Genomic DNA, 22610 nt, shown 5'->3' with positions numbered 1-22610 from the left:
TTAGAGGCAGCCCATCGGCTGCCTTTGTTGGATTAAAGGCTTACCTTCGCACTAAAACGCGCCTTATGGAGATATGATGAGCAATCCGACTGAGACCTTTATGAACCTCGTGCCAATGGTTGTTGAACAAACAAACCGTGGTGAACGTGCCTATGATATTTTCTCACGCTTGTTGAAAGAGCGTATTATTTTTATCGCTGGTCCTGTTGAAGATGGAATGGCATCGCTGGTTTGCGCGCAATTGCTTTTTCTTGAAGCAGAAAACCCGAAAAAAGATATTGCGATCTACATCAACTCACCAGGTGGTGTCGTGACCTCTGGCATGGCGATTTATGACACGATGCAATTCATTCGTCCTGAAGTGTCGACATTGTGCTTCGGCCAAGCTGCATCAATGGGTTCATTGCTTTTGGGTGCTGGCCAAGCTGGCAAGCGCTTCAGCCTTCCAAATGCCCGCGTTATGCTTCATCAGCCTTCTGGTGGTTTCCAAGGTCAAGCATCAGACATTGAGCGCCATGCACAAGATATTGTGAAGTTGAAAAAGCGTCTTAACGACGTATATGTAAAACACACTGGTCAATCTTATGATGTGGTAGAAAAGACGCTAGATCGCGATCATTTCATGACTGCACAAGAATCAAAAGAGTTTGGTTTGATTGATGAAGTGCTCAACGAACGTGTTGGTGGCGACGAAGACGAAAGTTAATTATTCACGCGGTAGCGCTTTATTAAGTAAAAAAAGGCGCTTTACGCTGATTTGTTCTGTGTTAAGTTCTCTTGAAGTGTTTCAAGTTAGTATGAGAATCACAGGATTATGACCCTTCTTCATAATGGGAAGGGCGAAGTGAGGAAAATGCATGACCAAGGTGAGCGGCTCTGGCGATTCTAAAAACACACTTTACTGCTCTTTTTGCGGTAAAAGTCAGCACGAGGTAAGAAAACTCATTGCTGGTCCAAATGTTTTTATCTGTGATGAATGTGTCGAACTTTGTATGGATATCATTCGTGAAGAGAACAAATCTTCACTTGTGAAATCAACTGAGGGCGTACCGTCTCCAGCAGAAATCTGCAGCGTTTTGGATGATTACGTAATCGGCCAATTTAAAGCCAAGCGTGTTTTGGCTGTTGCCGTGCACAATCACTATAAGCGCCTGAACCACGCAGCTAAGAACAATGATGTTGAACTTGCTAAGTCGAACATCATGCTTATCGGCCCGACAGGTTGCGGTAAAACACTCCTTGCTCAAACACTAGCGCGCATCATCGATGTTCCTTTCACAATGGCTGATGCCACAACATTGACCGAAGCTGGTTATGTTGGTGAAGACGTTGAAAATATCATTTTGAAGCTTCTTCAAGCTGCTGATTACAACGTTGAGCGTGCCCAGCGCGGTATCGTTTACATTGATGAGATCGACAAGATTTCTCGCAAGTCCGACAATCCATCCATCACACGTGATGTTTCAGGTGAGGGCGTTCAGCAGGCCTTGTTGAAGATCATGGAAGGGACAGTCGCTTCTGTTCCTCCACAAGGCGGACGCAAACATCCACAGCAAGAATTCTTGCAAGTAGATACAGCCAACATCTTGTTTATTTCAGGTGGTGCGTTTGCTGGCCTTGATAAAATCATTTCTGATCGTGGTGAAGCAACATCAATCGGTTTCGGTGCACACGTTGCAGCAGAAGATGACCGCCGTGTTGGCGAGCTTTTCCAAGCTGTGGAACCTGAAGATCTATTGAAATTCGGTCTTATCCCAGAATTTGTTGGTCGTTTGCCTGTTCTTGCTACATTGGAAGATTTGGATGAGGCGGCTCTTGTCGAAATCTTGTCTGAACCTAAAAATGCTCTCGTGAAACAGTATCAGCGTCTCTTCGAAATGGAAGACGTCGAACTGACATTCAACGAAGATGCATTGAAAGCAATTGCAAACAAAGCAATTGAGCGCAAAACAGGCGCCCGTGGTCTTCGTTCTATCATGGAAACGATCCTACTCGACACAATGTATGAGCTTCCTGGCTTAGATGGTGTTGACGAGGTTGTGATCTCAGGTGACGTGGTAGAAGGAAGCGCGCAGCCGCTTTATATCTATAGCGAACGCGCTGAAGATACTGGCACAAGCGCCTAACCAGCCTCAAAAATACAATATTTGTAATCACATGTAATTTAGCACTCTTTTAACGAGAGTGCTAAATGATGCTTGTATTCCTGATTGCGGAATACCATGTTGGTAAGCAATAAGTCATGTTGGTTTGTTGCCACAAATCAGCAACTATGTGGTCAGGGTTGAGTCAGCAATTTTAAGCTGAGCCCCATGAAAGGATGTTTTATGACAACTGATACAATTGGTCTGTCTACTGGTAGCAATTTATATCCGGTTCTCCCGTTGCGCGACATTGTTGTGTTTCCGCATATGATTGTTCCGCTCTTTGTTGGGCGTGAAAAATCAATCAATGCGTTGGAAGAGGTAATGCAAGCAGATAAGCAAATCTTGCTCGCCACCCAAATCAACTCAAGCGACGATGATCCATCTCCAGAAGCCATCTATCCGATTGGTACAGTTGCCTCTGTTCTCCAGCTTTTGAAATTGCCTGATGGTACTGTGAAGGTGCTTGTTGAAGGTAAGGCACGCGCTGAGATTGAACAATATTCTGACCGCGAAGAATATTTCGAAGCAACTGGCCGTGTTCTGGAAGAAGAACTTGGCGATGCTGCTGAAGTTGAAGCTTTGTCTCGCTCTGTCATTTCTGAATTTGAGAGCTATGTAAAACTCAACAAGAAGCTTTCACCAGAAGTTATTGGCGCCGTTGGCCAAATCGAAGACTACGCGAAGCTGGCTGATACTGTTGCATCACACCTTGCGATCAAAATTCCTGAAAAGCAGGAAATCCTTAGCTATACCAGCGTCATTAAACGTCTTGAGCATGTTCTTGGTTTAATGGAGAGCGAAATTTCAGTTCTCCAAATCGAAAAACGCATCCGTTCGCGTGTTAAGCGCCAAATGGAAAAGACCCAACGTGAGTATTATCTGAACGAACAGATGAAAGCGATCCAGAAGGAACTGGGCGAGGGCGAAGACGGTAAGGATGAGCTTCAAGAACTTGATGATAAAATTCAAAAGACCAAGCTTTCCAAAGAAGCCAAAGACAAAGCTAATGCTGAGCTGAAGAAGCTTCGCCAGATGAGCCCAATGTCGGCTGAGGCAACGGTTGTTCGTAATTACCTTGATTGGTTGCTTGGCATTCCATGGTCAACAAAATCAAAGGTCAAAGGCGATCTTGCTTATGCTGAAGAGGTTCTCGATACCGATCACTATGGCTTGGAAAAAGTCAAAGAGCGCATCGTTGAATATCTTGCCGTGCAATCACGCGCCAATAAACTCAAAGGCCCAATCCTTTGTCTTGTTGGCCCTCCAGGTGTTGGTAAAACATCACTCGGCAAATCAATCGCCAAGGCGACGGGCCGTGAATATGTGCGCATGTCACTTGGTGGAGTGAGGGACGAATCGGAAATTCGCGGTCACCGCCGTACATATATCGGTTCAATGCCGGGTAAAGTTATTCAGTCCATGAAGAAGGCGAAGAAGTCTAACCCACTCTTTTTGCTTGATGAAATCGACAAGATGGGCATGGATTTCAGAGGCGATCCGTCGTCTGCCCTTTTGGAAGTTCTTGATCCAGAACAAAACAGCACGTTTGCAGATCACTACCTCGAAGTGGATTATGATCTATCCAATGTGATGTTTGTCACCACATCTAATACGCTCAATATTCCAGGTCCACTGATGGACCGCATGGAGATTATCCGTATTGCAGGTTACACCGAAGAAGAAAAACTCGAGATTGCTAAACGCCATCTGATTCCCGAAGCCGTGAAAGATCACGCGTTGAAAGACGATGAGTTTGAAATTGACGATGCTGCCACTTTGATGGTGATCCAACGCTATACGCGTGAAGCTGGTGTGCGTAATTTGAAGCGCGAATTGGCCTCACTCACTCGTAAAGTTGTGAAAGAAATCATCACCACAAAAGTTGAGACTATCAAGATCACCACTAAGAACCTTGAAGACTATCTTGGCGTTACAAAATACCGCCACGGTGAGGCTGAAGGGGAAGATCAGGTTGGTGTTGTCACCGGACTTGCATGGACTGAGGTGGGCGGTGAATTGCTGACCATTGAAGGTGTCATGATGCCGGGTAAGGGCAAGATGACTGTTACTGGTAATCTTAAAGACGTGATGAAAGAATCAATCTCTGCTGCGGCATCCTATGTGAAGTCGCGCGCTGTTGATTTTGGTATCGAGCCGCCATTATTTGATCGGCGCGACATCCACGTTCACGTGCCTGAAGGTGCAACACCGAAAGATGGTCCATCAGCAGGTATCGGCATGGCAACGGCAATCGTTTCTATGATGACTGGCATTAAAGTTTCTAAAGACATTGCCATGACAGGTGAGGTGACCCTTCGCGGTACCGTCTTGCCAATCGGTGGCTTGAAAGAAAAGCTCTTAGCGGCTCTTCGTGGCGGAATCAAAAAAGTGCTGATTCCTGAAGAGAATGCGAAAGACCTTGCCGACATACCAGATAGTGTGAAAAACGGACTGGAAATAGTACCCGTTTCTCGCATGGATGAAGTGCTGGAACATGCGCTTTTGGAAAAACCAGAAGCCATCGAATGGGACGAAAGCCAACAGCCGACTCAATCCGGTAAAGACGCTGAAAGCGGTGTCACTGCTCACTAATGTGGCAATTATAGTAATAATTATGACCCGGATCATTTTGGTCCGGGTCTTTTTATGTCATTTCTTGTGAAACGATGAATAAAAACCTCCGAAAAGCCTGAAAAAGCCTTGTTTTTTAGTACGATTCAATTCACAGACAAAGACAGTGAAATTCATGATATGGCTAAAACGAAGGATATTTTTACCATGAACAAAAACGAGCTTATCGCAGCAGTTGCGGAAAAAACAGACTTGTCAAAAGCAGCTGCAGGCGAAGCAGTTGACGCAACTTTTGATGCGATCACAAGCAGCCTTAAAGGTGGTGATGAGGTTAAGATCCTCGGTTTTGGTAACTTCAGTGTAACAGACCGTGCTGCCACAACAGGCCGCAACCCACGCACTGGTGAAACAATCCAAATTAAAGCGTCTAAATCTCCTAAATTCAAAGCTGGTAAAGGCTTGAAAGACGCAATCAACGGCTAATTCCCTAGTCTTTGAAACGAATATTGAAAGGCCCGCTCTGGCGGGCCTTTTGCTTTTTGATCCGCATTCAAATGAGTGAAAATAATTTTTTGTGCGATTTGATCAAATTGAATGGATAAAGGGCTTGCAATTGATTGCGAATTCAGGCTATTTCCCCTTCACGGTCGGGTGGTTAGCTCAGTTGGTAGAGCATCTCGTTTACACCGAGAGGGTCAGGAGTTCGAGCCTCTTACCACCCACCATTTTTTCTTCTCTTCGATATATCTAATTTTCGCCTTCACGGGCGATGAATTGATTGCGTGCGCTCTAGCTGTGTAAAAAAAACATCAGCTAAAGAAGCCTATATTTGGCTCTTTATGCCAAGCATTCTCCACCTTTCAATAGCTTCTTAATTTGCCCGAAAAATTCTGTTGCAATAAAATGTCTCCAGAGGGGTATTTCGTGCTTGACTTGCCGTGCTCCATTCCGTATCTCGTTCGCACGCTTCTAGAACGAAGCGGAAATGCGCGGGTGTAGCTCAGTTGGTTAGAGTGCCGGCCTGTCACGCCGGAGGTCGCGGGTTCGAGTCCCGTCACTCGCGCCACTTTCCTTTTTTGATAAAGTGAAAGTGGCGCCTAGATGCCGCGCTTTTCAAAACACTTCCTTTTACAGTTCATTGTTTTGTCGATCACCACCGTTGTATTGCGTTGGTTTGATTGTTCATACATTTTGCGGGCATTTTCGCTGAACGAGCGTTTTGTTTATGCTTTTTTCAGCTTCATGCATTTTTCCCCCTAGTTGTTTAGTTTTTGAACGTTCGGATACTTGCGCAAGAGGGATCAACCTATTAAGCCACTATTTAATCAGTTTATGAGCTGAACAGGTCGTACTTTCGCCATGTTGTCACCTTGACGACTCAGTGGGTACGACGTAGGCCATAGATACGCTTATCAAAGCGATTGTTGCCTTGTTGGAGAGGTTTTGGAGAAGGGAAGCGGATAATGGAAGTTCTTCTGTCCGAGTATCTGCCGATTATTGTTTTTATCGGTCTTTGTCTTGTCATTGGATTGGGACTTCTAGTTGCGCCCTTCGTGGTGGCTTACAAAGCGCCTGACACCGAAAAACTGTCTGCCTATGAGTGTGGCTTCAATGCATTCGACGATGCCCGCATGAAGTTCGATGTGCGGTTTTATCTGGTCGCTATTCTCTTCATCATTTTTGACCTCGAAGTTGCTTTCCTCTTTCCTTGGGCAGTTGCCTTTAAGGATCTTGGTTGGTTCGGCTTTTCATCAATGATGATCTTCTTAGGCGTTTTGACGATTGGCTTCATCTATGAGTGGAAGAAGGGCGCGCTTGAGTGGGACTAAACCACTTGTGAGTGAATAAAATTATGGCAAATACAACGTCCACATTAATTGCAGAACAGCCAAAAGGGATCATCGATCCGAATACTGGCAAGCCTATTGGCGCTGACGATCCATTCTTCGTAGAAATGGACAACGAGCTTGCCGACAAAGGTTTTCTCGTAACCAGCACAGACGATCTGATCAATTGGGCCAGAACAGGCTCATTGATGTGGATGACGTTTGGTCTTGCCTGTTGCGCTGTAGAAATGATGCAAATGTCGATGCCACGTTATGACTGTGAGCGTTTCGGCTTTGCACCGCGCGGTTCACCCCGTCAGTCTGATGTGATGATTGTTGCAGGTACGTTGACCAACAAGATGGCTCCGGCACTGCGCAAAGTTTACGACCAAATGCCTGAGCCACGTTATGTGATCTCAATGGGCTCCTGCGCTAATGGTGGTGGTTATTATCACTACTCCTATTCTGTGGTGCGTGGCTGTGACCGTGTGGTTCCAGTAGACATCTACGTGCCAGGTTGCCCTCCAACAGCAGAAGCACTGCTTTATGGCGTGTTGTTGCTGCAAAAGAAGATCCGCCGCACAGGCACGATCGAACGATAATTAAGTAAAGCAAGCGGAAAGCGTTAGACGCTATGGAAGTTGATACAGGTCTCAAAGACTATGCAGACTATCTTGAAGCCAAATTGGGCGATCAGGTAGAAGCATCATCATTTGCATTTGGCGAATTGACTATTCAAGTTGCCGTTGAAAACATCTTGGATGTCTTGCGCTTCCTTCGTGATGACGCACAGTCTTTGTTCGTGAATTTTACCGATATTTGCGGTGTTGATTATCCTGCACGCAAACGTCGCTTTGACGTGGTCTACCACTTGCTTTCACCAAAACATAACATGCGCATCCGTGTGAAGTTGCAGGCAGACGAAGATATGCTTGTGCCTTCAGCCACGCCGCTGTTCCCAGGAGCAGATTGGTTTGAGCGTGAAGCTTATGACATGTACGGCATCTTGTTTTCGGGCCATCCAGACCTTCGTCGTCTGCTTACAGATTATGGTTTTGAAGGCTATCCGCTACGCAAAGATTTCCCGACCACTGGTTATGTGGAAGTGCGTTATGATGACGAGCAAAAGCGCGTTGTTTATGACACCGTGAAACTGGCGCAAGAATTTAGACAATTTGACTTCGAATCACCTTGGGAAGGCACAGAATATGAGCTACCCGGTGATGAAAAAGCAACGCAGTAAAAAAGAGGGACGGGATTTGACGATGACCTTTTGTAAATCCAGTTCTGGAGACGCTTAATGGCTGAGGCACAGGTAAGAAATTTCAATATCAACTTCGGTCCGCAGCACCCTGCGGCACACGGGGTGTTGCGCCTTATTCTTGAGCTTGATGGCGAAGTGGTCGAGCGGGTTGATCCGCATATCGGTCTTTTGCATCGTGGCACAGAAAAGCTGATTGAGACGAAGACATATCTTCAAGCGGTTCCATACTTCGACCGTCTTGATTACGTTGCACCAATGAACCAAGAGCATGCCTATGCGCTTGCGATTGAAAAGATGCTGGACATTAAAGTGCCATACCGTGGTCAATTGATCCGTGTGCTCTATTCAGAAATTGGCCGCATTCTCTCGCACCTCTTGAACGTGACAACACAAGCCTTGGACGTTGGCGCTTTGACGCCGCCACTATGGGGCTTTGAAGAACGTGAAAAATTGATGGTGTTTTATGAGCGCGCCTCTGGCGCCCGTATGCACTCAGCTTATGTGCGTGCTGGTGGTGTTCACCAAGACCTACCGCAAAAGCTGGTTGATGACATTCACGCGTGGTGCGATCCGTTTCTCAATACATGTGACGACATCGAAACGCTGCTAACTGAAAACCGCATCTTTAAACAACGTAACGTTGATATTGGCTATGTCAGTCTCGATGATGCTTGGAAATGGGGTTTCTCAGGCGTAATGGTTCGCGGTTCTGGCGCTCCTTGGGATCTGCGTAAATCTCAGCCTTATGAGTGCTATCCTGATCTTGATTTCGATATTCCAATCGGTAAGAACGGCGACAACTATGATCGCTACGTGATCCGCATGGAAGAAATGCGCGAGAGCGTGAAGATCATGAAACAGTGTTGTGAGCTTCTATCTGGTGAGAAGGGCAGAACGCCAATCTCTGCGATTGATGGCAAAGTTGTGCCACCTAAGCGCCAAGAAATGAAGAAGTCGATGGAAAGCTTGATTCATCACTTCAAACTCTACACTGAAGGCTTCCACGTTCCAGAAGGCGAAGTATACGCCGCTGTTGAAGCACCTAAGGGTGAGTTCGGTGTTTATCTTGTGGCAGATGGTTCTAACAAACCATACCGCTGTAAAATCAAAGCGCCAGGTTTTGCTCACTTGCAAGCCATGGACTTCCTTTGTCGTGGCCACATGCTTGCTGATGTGTCAGCGGTTCTTGGTTCACTCGACATCGTGTTTGGTGAGGTGGATCGCTAATGAGCCAAACACTCTACCTTTTTCTGATCTTGGCTGGCGTTGCCAACTTGATATTTTTGGGCTTCGTTTATCTAAACGAAAACAAAAAATTGATTGTACAAACTGGGCATACCATCGAAGGCATGACGCAGGTTGTTGGCGGGCGCTATCTTATGATGGCGGTATTGGTATTGGGTTTATATCTGCTTGCAGATCGCGCGTCGCTTGGCGTTGCGTTTGCTAGTTTTGCATTTGTCGCTTTGTTCGACATTTTAATTGAAAAACGGCGCGGTGGAAAAGTCTTTCCACATGTTGGTGCTGCTGTTGTGAGTGTAGTCATGTCTGTCGTCTCTTTCGACATGGCAGAAGCTGAAGGACTTTAAGGATGGCCGTTCGTCGAATAGCTGAGGAACAACCAGATAGTTTCGTCTTTGATAAGGGAAACCTTAAATGGGCGAAGGATCAGATTGGCAAGTTTCCAAAAGGAAAGCAGGCATCTGCTGTCATTCCATTGCTTTGGCGTGCCCAAGAGCAACATAACGGTTGGTTGCCAGAGCCTGCCATGCGCTATATCGGCGACATGCTAGAAATGCCGTTCATCCGTGTGATGGAAGTGGCAACATTCTACACTATGTTCCAGTTGAAGCCGGTTGGTTCTGTCGCTCACATTCAAGTATGTGGCACGACGCCTTGCATGTTGCGCGGTTCAGAAGATTTGATGAAGGTTTGCAAAAGCCGCATCTCACCGAACCAGCATGAAGTAACAGCAGATGGCAAATATTCATGGGAAGAGGTTGAATGCCTCGGTGCCTGTGTAAACGCGCCGATGGTTCAAATTTTCAAAGATACATTTGAAGACCTGACACCTGAAACATTCGAGAAAATGCTCGACGATATTGAAGCAGGGCGCAAAGTCAGCCCAGGCCCACAGACAGATCGTTATTTGGCTGTTCACTCAGAAGGCCGCACGCAGCTTCACGAAGGCGCAATTGAATATGGACCAGAAGCCAACGCCTATATTGCTCCCTATGTGATGGCTGGTAACGCTGCCATGATCGCCAATGATGCGCGTGATAGCGGACTAGCAACAGGCGCTGGTAAGAAGAAAGCCGCGCCTAAAAAGACAAGTGCGGCGAAGCCAGCGGCTGCGAAAGCGCCAGCAACAAAAGCTGTAGCTAAGAAACCAGCCGCTAAGCCAGTAGTGGCCAAAGCGGCTCCTGCTAAGGCAGCAGCGGCTAAAGCAAAGCCTGCAAAAATTAAAGCGCCGACCAAAGCGGAGCTTGCCAAAGAAGAAAAAGCAGCTGATGCAGCCTTAGCCGCTTTGCCAAAAGGTGCAAGCGCTGAAGACCGCGCCAATGCTGTTGGCAAAAAGCCGCGTGGCCTTCCAAAGGCACGCAAAGCGGGTGCTGATGATTTGAAACTCATCAAGGGTGTTGGTCCAGTGATCGAGACGAAATTGAATGACAAAGGCATTTGGCATTTTGACCAAATCGCCGCATGGGACCGCGGTGCGGTTCAATGGTTCGATCAATTCTTGAGCTTCAAAGGCCGTATCGACCGCGACACTTGGTTGAAACAAGCTGCAATTTTAGCGACTGGCGGTGAGACTGAGTTCTCAAAACGCTCGTCCAAAACAACAAAGGGGAAATAGATCATGGTTCAATTCCTCGAAGATAAAGACCGCATTTTCACAAACATTCATGGTTTCCATGATTGGGGCCTAAAGGGTGCTCAAGCACGTGGTCAGTGGGATAAAACGGGTTCCATCATCAAGAAGGGCCGCGATTGGGTCATTGATGAAATGAAAGCTTCCGGCCTTCGTGGTCGTGGTGGTGCGGGTTTCCCGACTGGCCTTAAATGGTCTTTCATGCCGAAAGAATCTGATGGTCGTCCACATTACCTCGTCGTCAATGCTGACGAATCAGAGCCGGGTACATGTAAAGACCGCGAAATTATGCGCCATGATCCGCATACGCTGGTTGAAGGCTGCTTGATTGCAGGTTTCGCCATGGGTGCTAAAGCGGGTTACATCTATGTGCGCGGTGAGTTCATTCGTGAGCGCGAACGTCTGCAAGCAGCGATCGACCAAGCTTATGATGCGGGACTGCTCGGCAAGAACGCGGCAAAATCTGGTTGGGATTTCGACCTTTACGTTCATCACGGGGCAGGTGCTTATATCTGCGGTGAAGAAACAGCTTTGCTTGAAAGTTTGGAAGGCAAAAAAGGCCAACCACGCTTGAAGCCGCCATTCCCTGCCAATGCGGGTCTTTATGGTGCGCCGACAACAGTGAACAACGTTGAATCAATTGCCGTGGTGCCGACAATCCTACGTCGTGGCGCGTCTTGGTTCTCTTCATTCGGTGCTGATAACAACAAGGGCACCAAGCTCTTTTGCGTATCAGGCCACGTCAACAATCCAGCTACTTTTGAAGAAGCAATGTCTGTTCCATTCAAAGATATGATGGATAAGCACTGCGGCGGTATTCGTGGTGGTTGGGACAATCTTTTGGCGGTTATTCCTGGCGGTTCGTCGGTTCCTTGTGTGCCTGCTGAACAGATTATGGATTGCCCGATGGACTTTGATAGCCTTCGTGGGCTGCAATCTGGTCTTGGTACGGCGGCTGTGATCGTGATGGATAAATCCACCGACATGATCAAAGCAATCGCCCGATTGGCTTACTTCTACAAACACGAAAGCTGCGGCCAATGTACGCCGTGTCGTGAAGGCACTGGCTGGATGTGGCGTGTGCTTGTGCGTATGTCTGAGGGCCGCGCTGAAAAACGTGAAATCGACATGCTTCTTGATGTTACGAAGCAGGTTGAAGGCCACACAATTTGTGCATTGGGTGATGCGGCAGCATGGCCGGTTCAAGGTTTGATCCGCCATTTCCGCCCACTCATTGAAGAACGCATCGATCAATATTCACACCGTGCAGACAAAGACGGTGCTGTATTGGAGGCTGCTGAATGACAAACTTCCAAGCATGGTCTCGGGAAGACCTAAGATTTGTTGTATCTGGCGGTGCTAGTTTAGAAATAAGCTCATCGCCCCGTTCAAGGGAAGATCTCCGCTTTATAGCATCCGGATTGCAAAGCGGAGCCTTTCTAAAGATTACCGATGTAGGGAGGTTTTCTCGCGAAGACCTTAGATTTATAGCTACTGGTTCACCTGATGGTGCCACCGTTATATTTAGTTAATTGTAGAGGCTGCTGAATAATGTCCGATACATCTAAAATCGTCGTAGATGGCGAAGAAATCGAAGTACCAAGCCACTTTACTCTTCTGCAAGCCGCAGAAGCAGCTGGGGCAGAAGTGCCACGTTTTTGTTTTCACGACCGTCTGTCAGTTGCTGGTAACTGCCGGATGTGTCTGGTTGAAGTAAAAGGTGGCCCGCCAAAGCCTGCGGCCTCTTGTGCTATGGGCGTGCGCGATTTGCGTCCGGGTCCAGAAGGTCAAGCGCCTGAGATTTTCACCAAGACACCAATGGTCAAAAAAGCGCGGGAAGGGGTGATGGAATTCCTTCTCATCAACCACCCACTTGATTGCCCAATTTGCGACCAAGGCGGCGAATGCGACCTGCAAGACCAAGCCATGGCTTACGGTATTGATGGCTCCCGCTTCCAAGAAAACAAACGTGCGGTTGAGGACAAATATATCGGCCCACTTGTTCGCACAAAAATGACACGTTGCATTCACTGCACACGCTGCGTTCGCTTCACTACCGAAGTAGCTGGCGTTTCAGACCTCGGTCTTATTGGCCGCGGTGAAGATGCAGAAATTACAACATACCTTGAAAGTTCTATGTCATCAGAACTGCAAGGCAATGTGGTTGACCTTTGCCCTGTTGGTGCGTTGACATCTCGTCCGTATCAAGATCAGGCCCGTCCTTGGGAACTGAACAAGACGGAAAGCATCGACGTTATGGATGCGCTTGGTTCTGCTATCCGTGTGGATACACGTGGTCGCGAAGTAATGCGCGTGATGCCAAGGTTGAACGAAGAAATCAACGAAGAGTGGATTTCAGACAAGACACGGTTCATCTGGGATGGTCTTCGCACACAGCGCCTCGATCGCCCTTATATTCGTAGCGGCGACAAACTTGCTCCGGCAAGCTGGTCAGAAGCTTTTGCAGCAATTGCTGAAAAAGTGTCGGCAACATCTGGTGAGAAAATCGGCGCAATTGCTGGTGATCTATCTGGCGTTGAAGAAATGTTTGCGGCAAAACAATTGCTTGAAGCACTCGGCTCATCAAACGTTGATTGTCGCCAATCAGGCAATGCACTTGACCCATCAAAGGGCCGTGCAAGCTACACATTCAATGCCACAATTGAAGGCATCGAAGATGCTGACGCGATTTTGCTTGTTGGCACAAACCCACGCGTGGAAGCCGCACTTCTTAATGCTCGCATCCGCAAAGCATGGCGTGCGTCAGAAGGCACATTGCCAATTGGCGTGATCGGCGAAGCTGCTGACCTTACATATGACACCACATACATCGGCGCAGGCGGTGATAGCCTTGCAGAACTTGCTGGTGGCAAAGGGTCTTTTGCAAAAGCATTGAAATCAGCAAAACGTCCGTTGATCATCATCGGTCAAGGCGCATTGACGCGTGCTGATGGTGCTGTGATTTTAGCCAACGCTGCGGCAGTAGCTGACAAGTTCGGCGCAACGACTGCTGACTGGAATGGCTTTGCTGTTCTTCATAACGCAGCCAGCATGGTTGGCGGCTTGGACATCGGTTTTGTTCCGGCAAACGACGGTGTAAAAGCAGCAGACATGGGCGGCCTTGATGTTGTCTTTATGCTCGGCGCTGACGAAGTCTCCCTAAAGGGCGATGCCTTTAAAGTTTACATCGGTTCACACGGTGACAACGGCGCACATAGCGCTGACGTTATCTTGCCTGCGGCGACATATACTGAGAAGTCAGCAACTTACGTCAACACAGAAGGCCGTGTGCAAATGACAACCCGCGCCGCATTCGCCCCTGGTGAAGCGCGCGAAGATTGGGCAATCTTACGTGCCTTGTCTGATGTGCTAGGTCACACACTCCCATACGACAATCTAGGCGCCTTGCGTGCTGCACTTTATGAAGCGCATCCTCACATGGCACTTGTTGGCGATATTGCTGAAAGTGATGCATCTGCTGTGGCAGGTATCGCGAAAGCAGGCGGCAAAATAAACAAAGCGGCATTCAGTTCGATTGTCAGCGATTTTTATCTCACGAACCCGATTGCACGGGCTTCTAAAGTGATGGCTGATTGTTCAGCACTCGCCATGAAGCAACGCGCAGAAGCGGCGGAGTAGGGCAGGACAATGGAATTTATTGATACCTATATCATCCCCGGTGCGATCATTGTCGGTCAGAGCTTTTTGCTACTAGCAATTGTTCTCATCGGTGTGACTTATTCAACTTATGCCGACCGTAAAATCTGGGCAGCCGTGCAAATGCGCCGTGGTCCAAACGTTGTTGGCCCATGGGGTTTGTTGCAAGCTTTTGCTGATGCGCTGAAATTTATCTTGAAAGAGCCTATTGTTCCTTCAGGTTCCAACAAAGCGGTTTTCTTGCTTGCACCACTCGTCACAGTGACGCTCGGTTTGGCCGCTTGGGTTGTTATGCCTGTTAATGCGGGCTGGGTGATTTCAGACATTAATGTCGGCATCCTCTTCATTTTCGCCATTACATCGCTCGAAGTTTACGGCGTGATTATGGGCGGTTGGGCTTCAAACTCTAAATACCCATTCCTTGGTGCACTTCGTTCAGCTGCTCAAATGATCTCTTACGAAGTCTCTATCGGCTTTGTTATCGTTGCCGTGCTGCTATGCGTTGGGTCACTCAACATGAGCGAAATTGTTCTAGCGCAACAAGAAGGACCGGGCACAATGATTGGCCTTCCAGCGTCTTTCCTTGATTGGCACTGGTTCGCACTGTTCCCACTCTTCATCATCTTCTTTGTGTCACTGTTGGCAGAAACAAACCGTCCGCCATTCGATTTGCCAGAAGCTGAATCTGAATTGGTAGCAGGTTTCATGGTTGAGTATTCATCTACTCCTTACGTGATGTTCATGCTCGGCGAATATGCCGCGATCTTGTTCATGTGCGCTATGACAACCGTGCTCTTCTTGGGTGGTTGGTTGCCGCCGTTTGACTTCGCACCATTCACTTGGGTTCCAGGTGTCGTTTGGTTCGTACTCAAAGTCGGCTTGGTGTTCTTTATGGTATCATTGGTTAAAGCGTTCGTTCCACGTTATCGCTACGACCAATTGATGCGCCTTGGTTGGAAAGTGTTCCTCCCAATTTCACTCTTCATGGTCTTCTTTGTGGCCTTTATTCTCTTACTGACAGGATGGGGCCCGTAAAGACGGGGATGCAGACTTATGAATTCACTTGTTCAAGCCGGTAAGGCACTTTTCTTGAAGGAATTTTTCAGCGCCATCGTGTTGACGATGCGCTATTTCTTCAGACCTAAAGTAACCATCAACTACCCTTATGAAAAAGGGGCAATCAGCCCGCGTTTTCGTGGTGAGCATGCATTGCGTCGTTATCCAAACGGCGAAGAACGTTGCATTGCCTGTAAATTGTGTGAAGCAATTTGTCCGGCACAAGCTATCACCATCGAAGCAGGCCCACGACGCAACGACGGCACCCGCCGCACTACGCGTTATGACATCGACATGGTGAAATGCATCTATTGCGGTTTTTGCCAAGAAGCATGTCCGGTGGATGCGATTGTTGAGGGTTCAAACTTTGAGTTCGCGACGGAAACCCGCGAAGAACTCTACTACGATAAAGACAAACTTTTAGACAATGGCGCGCGCTGGGAGCGTGAGCTGGCACAGAATATCGCGCTTGACGCGCCATATCGCTAAGGAAACCGTAATGGGACTGGCTTCAATCTTCTTCTACCTGTTTTCGACAATCCTCGTATTGTCGGCATTCTTGGTGATCTCATCCAGAAACCCTGTTCATTCAGTGTTGTTTCTGATCCTCGCTTTCTTTAATGCGGCAGGCCTTTTCGTTCTGGTCGGCGCTGAATTCCTCGCCATGTTGTTGGTGATTGTTTACGTCGGCGCGGTCGCGGTATTGTTCTTGTTCGTTGTTATGATGCTCGACGTTGACTTCGTGGAGTTGAAACAAGGCTTCCTGCAATATGTTCCGCTTGGCGGTTTGGTTGCGGTTGTATTGGCCGTCGAACTTGTCGTTGTACTAGGCGGCTCTTTATTCGATCCGAATTTTGCAATTGGAACAGGTACAGCGCCAATTCCCGATGTGACTGAGATCGGCAACACCAAGGCTATCGGCTTGTTGCTATACACTCGCTACATCTATTTCTTCCAAGCAGCCGGCCTTGTGCTTTTGGTTGCGATGATTGGTGCGATTGTTTTGACACTGCGCCACAAAGAAGGCGTGAAGCGCCAAGACATTGCCGCACAAAATGCGCGCACCCGTGAGACGGCGATTGAAGTCGTCAAGGTTGAGACAGGAAAGGGGATCTAATCAGATGGAAATCGGTCTATCTCATTATTTGGTTCTAGCAGCGATCCTATTCACCATTGGTGTGTTTGGTATTTTCGTGAACCGTAAAAACGTCATCATCATTTTGATGTCAGTCGAATTGATCCTGTTATCAGTGAACATCAATCTGGTCGCATTCTCATCGTTCAGCGGTGATCTTGTTGGTCAAATCTTCGCACTCTTGATCCTAACCGTTGCAGCTGCAGAAGCTGCGATCGGTCTTGCAATTCTCGTCGCTTTCTTCCGCAACAAAGGGTCGATTGCGGTTGAAGACATCAATGCGATGAAAGGCTAGAGATTATGTATACAGCGATTGTCTTTCTTCCTCTTATTGGCTTCCTGATTGCCGGCATCTTTGGCCGCGCCATCGGTGCAAAAGCCAGTGAATATGTAACAAGCGGCCTTATGATTGTTGCAGCTGTGCTGTCATGGATTGCCTTCATTCAAGTTGGTTTCAGCGATGCAGAAGCCTTCACGGTGCCTGTGTTACGCTTTATCCAGTCTGGTGATTTTGTGGCCGACTGGGCGTTCCGTATTGATACGCTCACCGTGGTCATGCTTGTGGTGGTGAACTCTGTTTCCACACTCGTGCACATCTACTCCATCGGCTATATGCACCACGACCTACACCGTCCGCGTTTCTTTGCTTATCTGTCGCTCTTCACTTTTGCGATGTTGATGCTTGTAACATCAGACAACCTCATCCAAATGTTCTTTGGTTGGGAGGGCGTTGGCCTTGCGTCTTATCTGCTGATTGGTTTTTGGTATCACAAACCTTCTGCAAACGCGGCAGCAATGAAAGCGTTCATCGTCAACCGTGTCGGTGACTTCGGCTTCGCACTTGGTATTTTCGCAACCTTCATCATCTTCGGTTCCGTTGAGTTTGATACAATCTTCTCAGCAGCTAAAGGCATGATTGGCGAAGATGGTTCTGTTGCAGCCGCTGAGCCAGTGCTCAACTTCCTCGGTTACAGCCTAGCTCTTGATAGCGCGATTACAGTAACCTGCTTCTTGCTCTTTATGGGCGCTATGGGTAAATCAGCGCAGTTCCTGCTGCACACTTGGTTGCCAGACGCTATGGAAGGCCCAACGCCAGTTTCAGCGCTTATTCACGCTGCAACAATGGTGACAGCTGGTGTCTTCCTTGTTGCTCGTATGTCTCCGATTTTCGAACTGTCACAAACAGCGTTGACCTTCATCACCTTTATTGGTGCGTTCACTGCAATCTTTGCAGCAAGTGTTGGTCTCGTGCAAAACGACATCAAGCGCGTGATTGCTTATTCAACCTGTTCGCAGCTTGGCTATATGTTTGTTGCAATGGGCCTTGGCGCTTATTCAATCGGCATCTTCCACCTCTTCACACACGCCTTCTTTAAAGCGTTGTTGTTCTTAGGCGCAGGCTCAGTGATCCACGCGGTCTCCGACGAACAAGATATGCGCAAAATGGGTGGCCTTAAGAATTTGGTGCCTGTGACCTATTGGACCATGTTCATCGGTACAATCGCCCTGACAGGCGTTGGCATTCCAGGCACGCTTGTTGGTACAGCTGGCTTCTTCTCAAAAGATGCCATCATCGAAGCGGCCTTCGTGGGTCAAAACTCAATGGCAAGCTTCGCTTTCGCTATGACTGTTCTGGCCGCCTTGTTTACAAGCTTCTACTCATGGCGCTTGGTGTTTATGACATTCCACGGCAAACCACGCGCGTCTGCGTCTGTTATGAGCCATGTGCATGAATCACCAAAAATCATGACTGTGCCATTGTTCATCTTGTCAGTGGGTGCTCTGTTTGCAGGTGTTGCATTCTACGGCCACTTCATTGGTCACGGATATGATCATTTCTGGAAGGGTGCGCTCTTTACAGGTCCAACAAATAATATCATCCATGAATTCCACCATGTGCCTTTCCTTGTGAAAGCGGCGGCAACTATCGTGATGATTTTGGGCTTCGTGATTGCTTACGTTTTCTATATCCGCAAACCAGATCTGCCGAAAACTTTGGCTGAAGAGCATCCGGGGCTTTACAAGTTCCTGCTCAACAAATGGTACATGGATGAACTCTATAATGTGGTGTTTATTCGTCCTGCCATGTGGCTCGGCAAATTCTTCTGGAAGCGGGGCGACGGTTGGTTGATCGACGGCTTCGGTCCAGATGGCATCTCAGCCCGTGTCCTCAACATTACCGACCGTGTCGTCAAGCTACAGTCCGGTTTCATTTATCACTATGCGTTCGCCATGATGATCGGCCTTGCGGCCCTCGTCACCTGGATGATGTTTTAAGAATTAAGGGAAAGAAGACCAAACCATGTCATTTCCGATCCTCTCCACGGTGACATTTCTGCCCCTAATCGGGGTTGCGATGATATTGATTGTCCGAAACGACGATCATCTCGCTCGTCAAAACATCCGCTATATTGCGTTGATCACAACATTGGTGACATTTATCTTGTCACTCGGTATTTGGATCAACTTTGATAATGCTTCAGCCTCTTTCCAAATGAAGGAAGAGCTGGAATGGTTTGCGGGCAGTGGTATTGCCTACCGCATGGGTGTTGATGGTATTTCAATGCTGTTCATTATCCTAACAACCTTCTTGATGCCGCTTTGTATCTTGGCCAGTTGGGTATCCGTTCAAAAGCGCGTCAAAGAATATATGATCGCCTTCTTGGTGCTTGAAACACTTGTCATCGGTGTGTTCTCTTCGCTTGATATCGTGCTCTTCTATGTCTTCTTTGAAGCAGGCCTCATTCCGATGTTTATCATCATCGGTGTATGGGGTGGTAAGCGCCGCATCTATGCATCGTTCAAGTTCTTCCTCTATACGCTTCTCGGTTCAGTTCTTATGCTGCTTGCGATTATGGCGATGTATTGGGATGCAGGTTCGACAAACATTGAAGTGTTGCTCGCACACCAATTCCCAGCTGAAATGCAAACCTGGCTATGGCTTGCCTTCTTCGCTTCTTTCGCGGTGAAGATGCCAATGTGGCCGGTTCATACATGGTTGCCAGATGCACACGTTGAAGCGCCGACTGCTGGTTCTGTTATCTTGGCGGGTATCTTGTTGAAGCTCGGTGGCTACGGCTTCCTGCGGTTCTCACTTCCAATGTTCCCGCTCGCCTCTGCAGACTTTGCTCCATTCGTGTTCACGCTCTCAGTCATTGCGATTGTCTACACATCGCTGGTCGCTCTTATGCAGCACGACATTAAGAAGCTGATTGCTTATTCATCCGTTGCCCATATGGGTTATGTGACGATGGGCATTTTTGCAGCCAACGAGCAGGGCATTCAGGGCGGCATCTTCCAGATGTTGTCACACGGTCTTGTATCAGGCGCGCTCTTCCTTTGTGTCGGCGTTGTTTATGACCGCATGCACACACGGGAAATTTCAGCCTATGGCGGCCTTGTAAACCGCATGCCTTTTTATGCTGTTGTGTTCTTATTGTTCACGATGGCCAATGTGGGCTTGCCGGGAACCAGTGGCTTCGTCGGTGAATTCATGACGTTGATGGGTGCCTTCAAAGCGAACACATGGGTGGCGTTGATTGCCACAACTGGTGTGATTTTGTCCGCAGCTTATGCACTGTGGCTTTATCGCCGCGTTGTCTTCGGCGGACTTGAAAAAGAGAGCTTGAAACAAATTCTCGATATGTCGCTGCGTGAAAAAGTGATCATCGCACCATTGGTGATCTTCACAATTTTCTTCGGTGTCTATCCATCACCAGTATTCGATGTGACAGCCGCATCAGTCGACAATCTCATTCAAGGCTATGAAGCAGCACTCGCTGCAGCCGAACAGTTGCAGCAAACCGCTGCCGCAAGCGTGAAGTAGAGGGCAGGGACCATGCAAGATAAGTATTTGGAAGCGCTCAACATCATGCCTGCCATGCCAGAAGTGGTAATGGCTGTTGGTGCAATGGCGTTGTTGATGATTGGTGTTTTCACAAACGAGAAATCAACCAACACAGTTACAGGCTTGGCAATTGCTTTGCTCGTTGTCTCCGGAATTTTGGTGATGAATGGCGGCGGTGAGACTGTTGAGATATTTGACGGCGCGTTTGTCGTCGATCCATTTTCAAACCTGATGAAGATTTTGACGCTAGTAGGCTCCATTGCCGCTATCGCCATGTCTGTTGGGTTTGTGCGCCGAGAGAAGTTTGATCGGTTTGAATATCCAATTCTGATCGTGCTTGCCACACTCGGCATGATGATGATGATTTCATCAAACGATTTGATTGCTTTGTATCTCGGTCTTGAGTTGCAGTCTCTCTCACTATACGTGATCGCATCAATCAACAGAGATTCAACACGCTCAACTGAAGCTGGTTTGAAATACTTCGTGCTTGGCGCGTTGTCTTCAGGCTTCCTGCTTTACGGCATGTCGCTGATTTATGGCTTTACGGGTCATACAGGTTACGGTGCTATCGCAGAAGCGCTTCAAGCAGATTCATCCTCTGTCGGTATCGTTATCGGCTTGGTCTTCGTGCTTGCAGGTCTTGCCTTTAAAATTTCAGCAGTCCCATTCCATATGTGGACACCAGATGTTTATCAAGGTTCTCCAACACCTGTTACAGCCTTCTTTGCAGCCGCCCCAAAGATTGCCGCAATGGCGCTCTTCGTTCGGGTTGTTTATGATGCGTTTGAACCAATCACCAAAGACTGGCAGCAAATTGTTGTCTTCATCTCGATCGCCTCAATGATTTTGGGTGCCTTCGCAGCGATTGGCCAAAACAACATCAAACGTCTGATGGCTTATTCATCCATCGGTCACATGGGCTACGCACTTGTTGGCCTTGCCGCTGGTAGCCAAGTGGGTGTTGAAGGTGTGATCATTTACATGCTGATTTACATGGTAATGACGCTCGGTGCTTTCGCCTGCATTTTGTCAATGCGCGAGAAAGACGGCATGGTTGAGAACATTGATGCACTGGCTGGTGCTTCAAAAACTCATCCTTGGATGGCCTTTGTCCTCGCAATGATCATGTTCTCACTCGCAGGCATTCCGCCACTTGCAGGTTTCTTCGGCAAATGGTTCGTATTCGTCGCTGCGATCGAGGCTGATCTTTATGCTCTCGCAATCATCGGTGTTCTATCCAGTGTGGTCGGCGCGTTCTATTATCTTCGTATCGTGAAGATCATGTATTTTGATGAGGTGAAAACCGAATTCGTCAAAGCGCCAACAGAGCTTGGTGTGATCATGACGATTGCTGGTCTCTTCGTAATTGGCTTTATGCTGATCGTTGGTCCAGTTGGAGAAATTGCAACAGTAGCGGCAAAGACCTTCTTTGCTGGCTAAGCTTAGGCGCGCAAGGTGCAAGAGTTTTATGACCCGTCACACGACATAACGCATTTTGCGTTTGGAGATGTCTCATCAACCAATGATGAGGCATTTCGTTTGGGTGAGGAAACGGGTGCTAACAAGCTTTTTGTGACCGGCAAACGCCAACTAGCCGGGCGCGGGCGTCGTGGTCGGCCTTGGGTGTCAGAAGAGGGAAACCTCTACGCAAGCTTATTCCTTCGCAATCCAGCTCCCATGGAACAATGTGCGCAATTGTCTTTTGTTGCCGCCATTTCACTCCACGATGCAATTTCATCGTCCATTGATGACGACCGCAACATGTGTGCGTTAAAATGGCCCAATGATGTGCTGTTTAACAAAAGCAAAGTCTGTGGCTTGTTGTTAGAGGCAAGGGGCGGTGGTGACGACACCAAAATCGTGATTGGCATGGGCACCAATTGCACTCACTTTCCTGACGATACGCCGTATCCTGCAACCAGTTTTGCCAATGAAAACATCGAGCTCTTGCCAGACGAATTATTCAAAGCGCTCAAACATCATTTTCTGCTCAATTTGAAAACGTGGGATCAGGGTAATAACTTTGAACTCATCCGCAAACGTTGGTTAGAAAAAGCAACGGGCCTTGGTGACGAGATTGTTGTGCGGCTTGAAAATGACGAGATTAGAGGCATCTTCCAAGATTTAGATCATGAAGGAAACCTCGTTTTGGGTCTAAGTCGTGGCCGCAGCCAAAAATTCTCTGCAGGCGATGTTTTCTTTCCCTCTATGGTACTCTAGTTAAATGTTCAG

Annotated in this window: 20 protein-coding genes and 2 tRNA genes; all 22 read left to right on the top strand. The window is 47.9% G+C overall.

Features of this window, described 5'->3' with window-relative positions; genetic code table 11:
• The first annotated feature begins 76 nt into the window (after window positions 1-76).
• Complete coding sequence (gene clpP, locus ABJO30_09470; GenBank protein ID MEP3233042.1) at window positions 77-706, top strand: ATP-dependent Clp endopeptidase proteolytic subunit ClpP; 630 nt, start codon at window positions 77-79, stop codon at window positions 704-706.
• 151 nt (window positions 707-857) lie between these two features.
• Window positions 858-2126 carry an ATP-dependent Clp protease ATP-binding subunit ClpX gene (clpX, locus tag ABJO30_09465; protein ID MEP3233041.1) on the top strand — a complete coding sequence of 423 codons (1269 nt, stop codon included), beginning with the start codon at window positions 858-860 and terminating at the stop codon, window positions 2124-2126.
• A gap of 201 nt (window positions 2127-2327) precedes the next feature.
• Window positions 2328-4739: an endopeptidase La gene (gene lon, locus ABJO30_09460; GenBank protein ID MEP3233040.1), complete on the top strand. Its 2412-nt coding sequence runs from the start codon at window positions 2328-2330 to the stop codon at window positions 4737-4739.
• A gap of 159 nt (window positions 4740-4898) precedes the next feature.
• Window positions 4899-5201 (top strand): HU family DNA-binding protein, encoded by a 303-nt coding sequence (locus ABJO30_09455; GenBank protein ID MEP3233039.1) that lies wholly within the window; start codon window positions 4899-4901, stop codon window positions 5199-5201.
• Between the two features lie 166 nt (window positions 5202-5367).
• A tRNA-Val gene (locus tag ABJO30_09450) sits at window positions 5368-5443 on the top strand.
• Between the two features lie 264 nt (window positions 5444-5707).
• A tRNA-Asp gene (locus ABJO30_09445) sits at window positions 5708-5784 on the top strand.
• Window positions 5785-6181: 397 nt separating this feature from the next.
• Complete coding sequence (locus ABJO30_09440) at window positions 6182-6547, top strand: NADH-quinone oxidoreductase subunit A (GenBank protein ID MEP3233038.1); 366 nt, start codon at window positions 6182-6184, stop codon at window positions 6545-6547.
• A gap of 23 nt (window positions 6548-6570) precedes the next feature.
• Window positions 6571-7146 carry an NADH-quinone oxidoreductase subunit B family protein gene (locus ABJO30_09435; protein ID MEP3233037.1) on the top strand — a complete coding sequence of 192 codons (576 nt, stop codon included), beginning with the start codon at window positions 6571-6573 and terminating at the stop codon, window positions 7144-7146.
• A 32-nt stretch (window positions 7147-7178) separates the two neighbouring features.
• Window positions 7179-7787: an NADH-quinone oxidoreductase subunit C gene (locus ABJO30_09430; GenBank protein ID MEP3233036.1), complete on the top strand. Its 609-nt coding sequence runs from the start codon at window positions 7179-7181 to the stop codon at window positions 7785-7787.
• Window positions 7788-7844: 57 nt separating this feature from the next.
• A complete protein-coding gene (locus ABJO30_09425) occupies window positions 7845-9035 on the top strand; it encodes an NADH-quinone oxidoreductase subunit D (GenBank protein MEP3233035.1) in 1191 nt (396 codons plus the stop codon).
• Window positions 9035-9397 (top strand): DUF4267 domain-containing protein, encoded by a 363-nt coding sequence (locus tag ABJO30_09420; GenBank protein MEP3233034.1) that lies wholly within the window; start codon window positions 9035-9037, stop codon window positions 9395-9397. The genes ABJO30_09425 and ABJO30_09420 overlap by 1 nt, the downstream gene beginning before the upstream one ends.
• A gap of 2 nt (window positions 9398-9399) precedes the next feature.
• Window positions 9400-10665 carry an NADH-quinone oxidoreductase subunit NuoE gene (nuoE, locus tag ABJO30_09415; GenBank protein ID MEP3233033.1) on the top strand — a complete coding sequence of 422 codons (1266 nt, stop codon included), beginning with the start codon at window positions 9400-9402 and terminating at the stop codon, window positions 10663-10665.
• A gap of 3 nt (window positions 10666-10668) precedes the next feature.
• Window positions 10669-11985, top strand: a complete 1317-nt coding sequence (nuoF, locus tag ABJO30_09410) for an NADH-quinone oxidoreductase subunit NuoF (protein ID MEP3233032.1) — start codon at window positions 10669-10671, stop codon at window positions 11983-11985.
• 246 nt (window positions 11986-12231) lie between these two features.
• A complete protein-coding gene (nuoG, locus tag ABJO30_09405; GenBank protein MEP3233031.1) occupies window positions 12232-14319 on the top strand; it encodes an NADH-quinone oxidoreductase subunit NuoG in 2088 nt (695 codons plus the stop codon).
• A 9-nt stretch (window positions 14320-14328) separates the two neighbouring features.
• Window positions 14329-15372, top strand: a complete 1044-nt coding sequence (gene nuoH, locus ABJO30_09400; GenBank protein ID MEP3233030.1) for an NADH-quinone oxidoreductase subunit NuoH — start codon at window positions 14329-14331, stop codon at window positions 15370-15372.
• 18 nt (window positions 15373-15390) lie between these two features.
• The gene (nuoI, locus tag ABJO30_09395; GenBank protein MEP3233029.1) at window positions 15391-15882 is read left to right on the top strand and encodes an NADH-quinone oxidoreductase subunit NuoI; all 492 of its coding nucleotides are present in this window, start codon (window positions 15391-15393) and stop codon (window positions 15880-15882) included.
• 10 nt (window positions 15883-15892) lie between these two features.
• Complete coding sequence (locus tag ABJO30_09390) at window positions 15893-16510, top strand: NADH-quinone oxidoreductase subunit J (protein ID MEP3233028.1); 618 nt, start codon at window positions 15893-15895, stop codon at window positions 16508-16510.
• A gap of 4 nt (window positions 16511-16514) precedes the next feature.
• The gene (gene nuoK / locus ABJO30_09385; protein MEP3233027.1) at window positions 16515-16823 is read left to right on the top strand and encodes an NADH-quinone oxidoreductase subunit NuoK; all 309 of its coding nucleotides are present in this window, start codon (window positions 16515-16517) and stop codon (window positions 16821-16823) included.
• A 5-nt stretch (window positions 16824-16828) separates the two neighbouring features.
• Entirely contained in the window at window positions 16829-18805 is a 1977-nt protein-coding gene (gene nuoL / locus ABJO30_09380) for an NADH-quinone oxidoreductase subunit L (GenBank protein ID MEP3233026.1), read from the top strand.
• A 25-nt stretch (window positions 18806-18830) separates the two neighbouring features.
• Window positions 18831-20354, top strand: a complete 1524-nt coding sequence (locus tag ABJO30_09375) for an NADH-quinone oxidoreductase subunit M (GenBank protein MEP3233025.1) — start codon at window positions 18831-18833, stop codon at window positions 20352-20354.
• 12 nt (window positions 20355-20366) lie between these two features.
• The gene (gene nuoN / locus ABJO30_09370; protein ID MEP3233024.1) at window positions 20367-21818 is read left to right on the top strand and encodes an NADH-quinone oxidoreductase subunit NuoN; all 1452 of its coding nucleotides are present in this window, start codon (window positions 20367-20369) and stop codon (window positions 21816-21818) included.
• 15 nt (window positions 21819-21833) lie between these two features.
• Complete coding sequence (locus tag ABJO30_09365) at window positions 21834-22598, top strand: biotin--[acetyl-CoA-carboxylase] ligase (GenBank protein ID MEP3233023.1); 765 nt, start codon at window positions 21834-21836, stop codon at window positions 22596-22598.
• Window positions 22599-22610: the final 12 nt, after the last annotated feature.

Source organism: Hyphomicrobiales bacterium (assembly GCA_039973685.1).
GTDB lineage: Bacteria > Pseudomonadota > Alphaproteobacteria > Rhizobiales > JACESI01 > JACESI01.
Note: the sequence above shows the minus strand (reverse complement) of the source record. Positions and strands in the feature narration are given on the sequence as shown.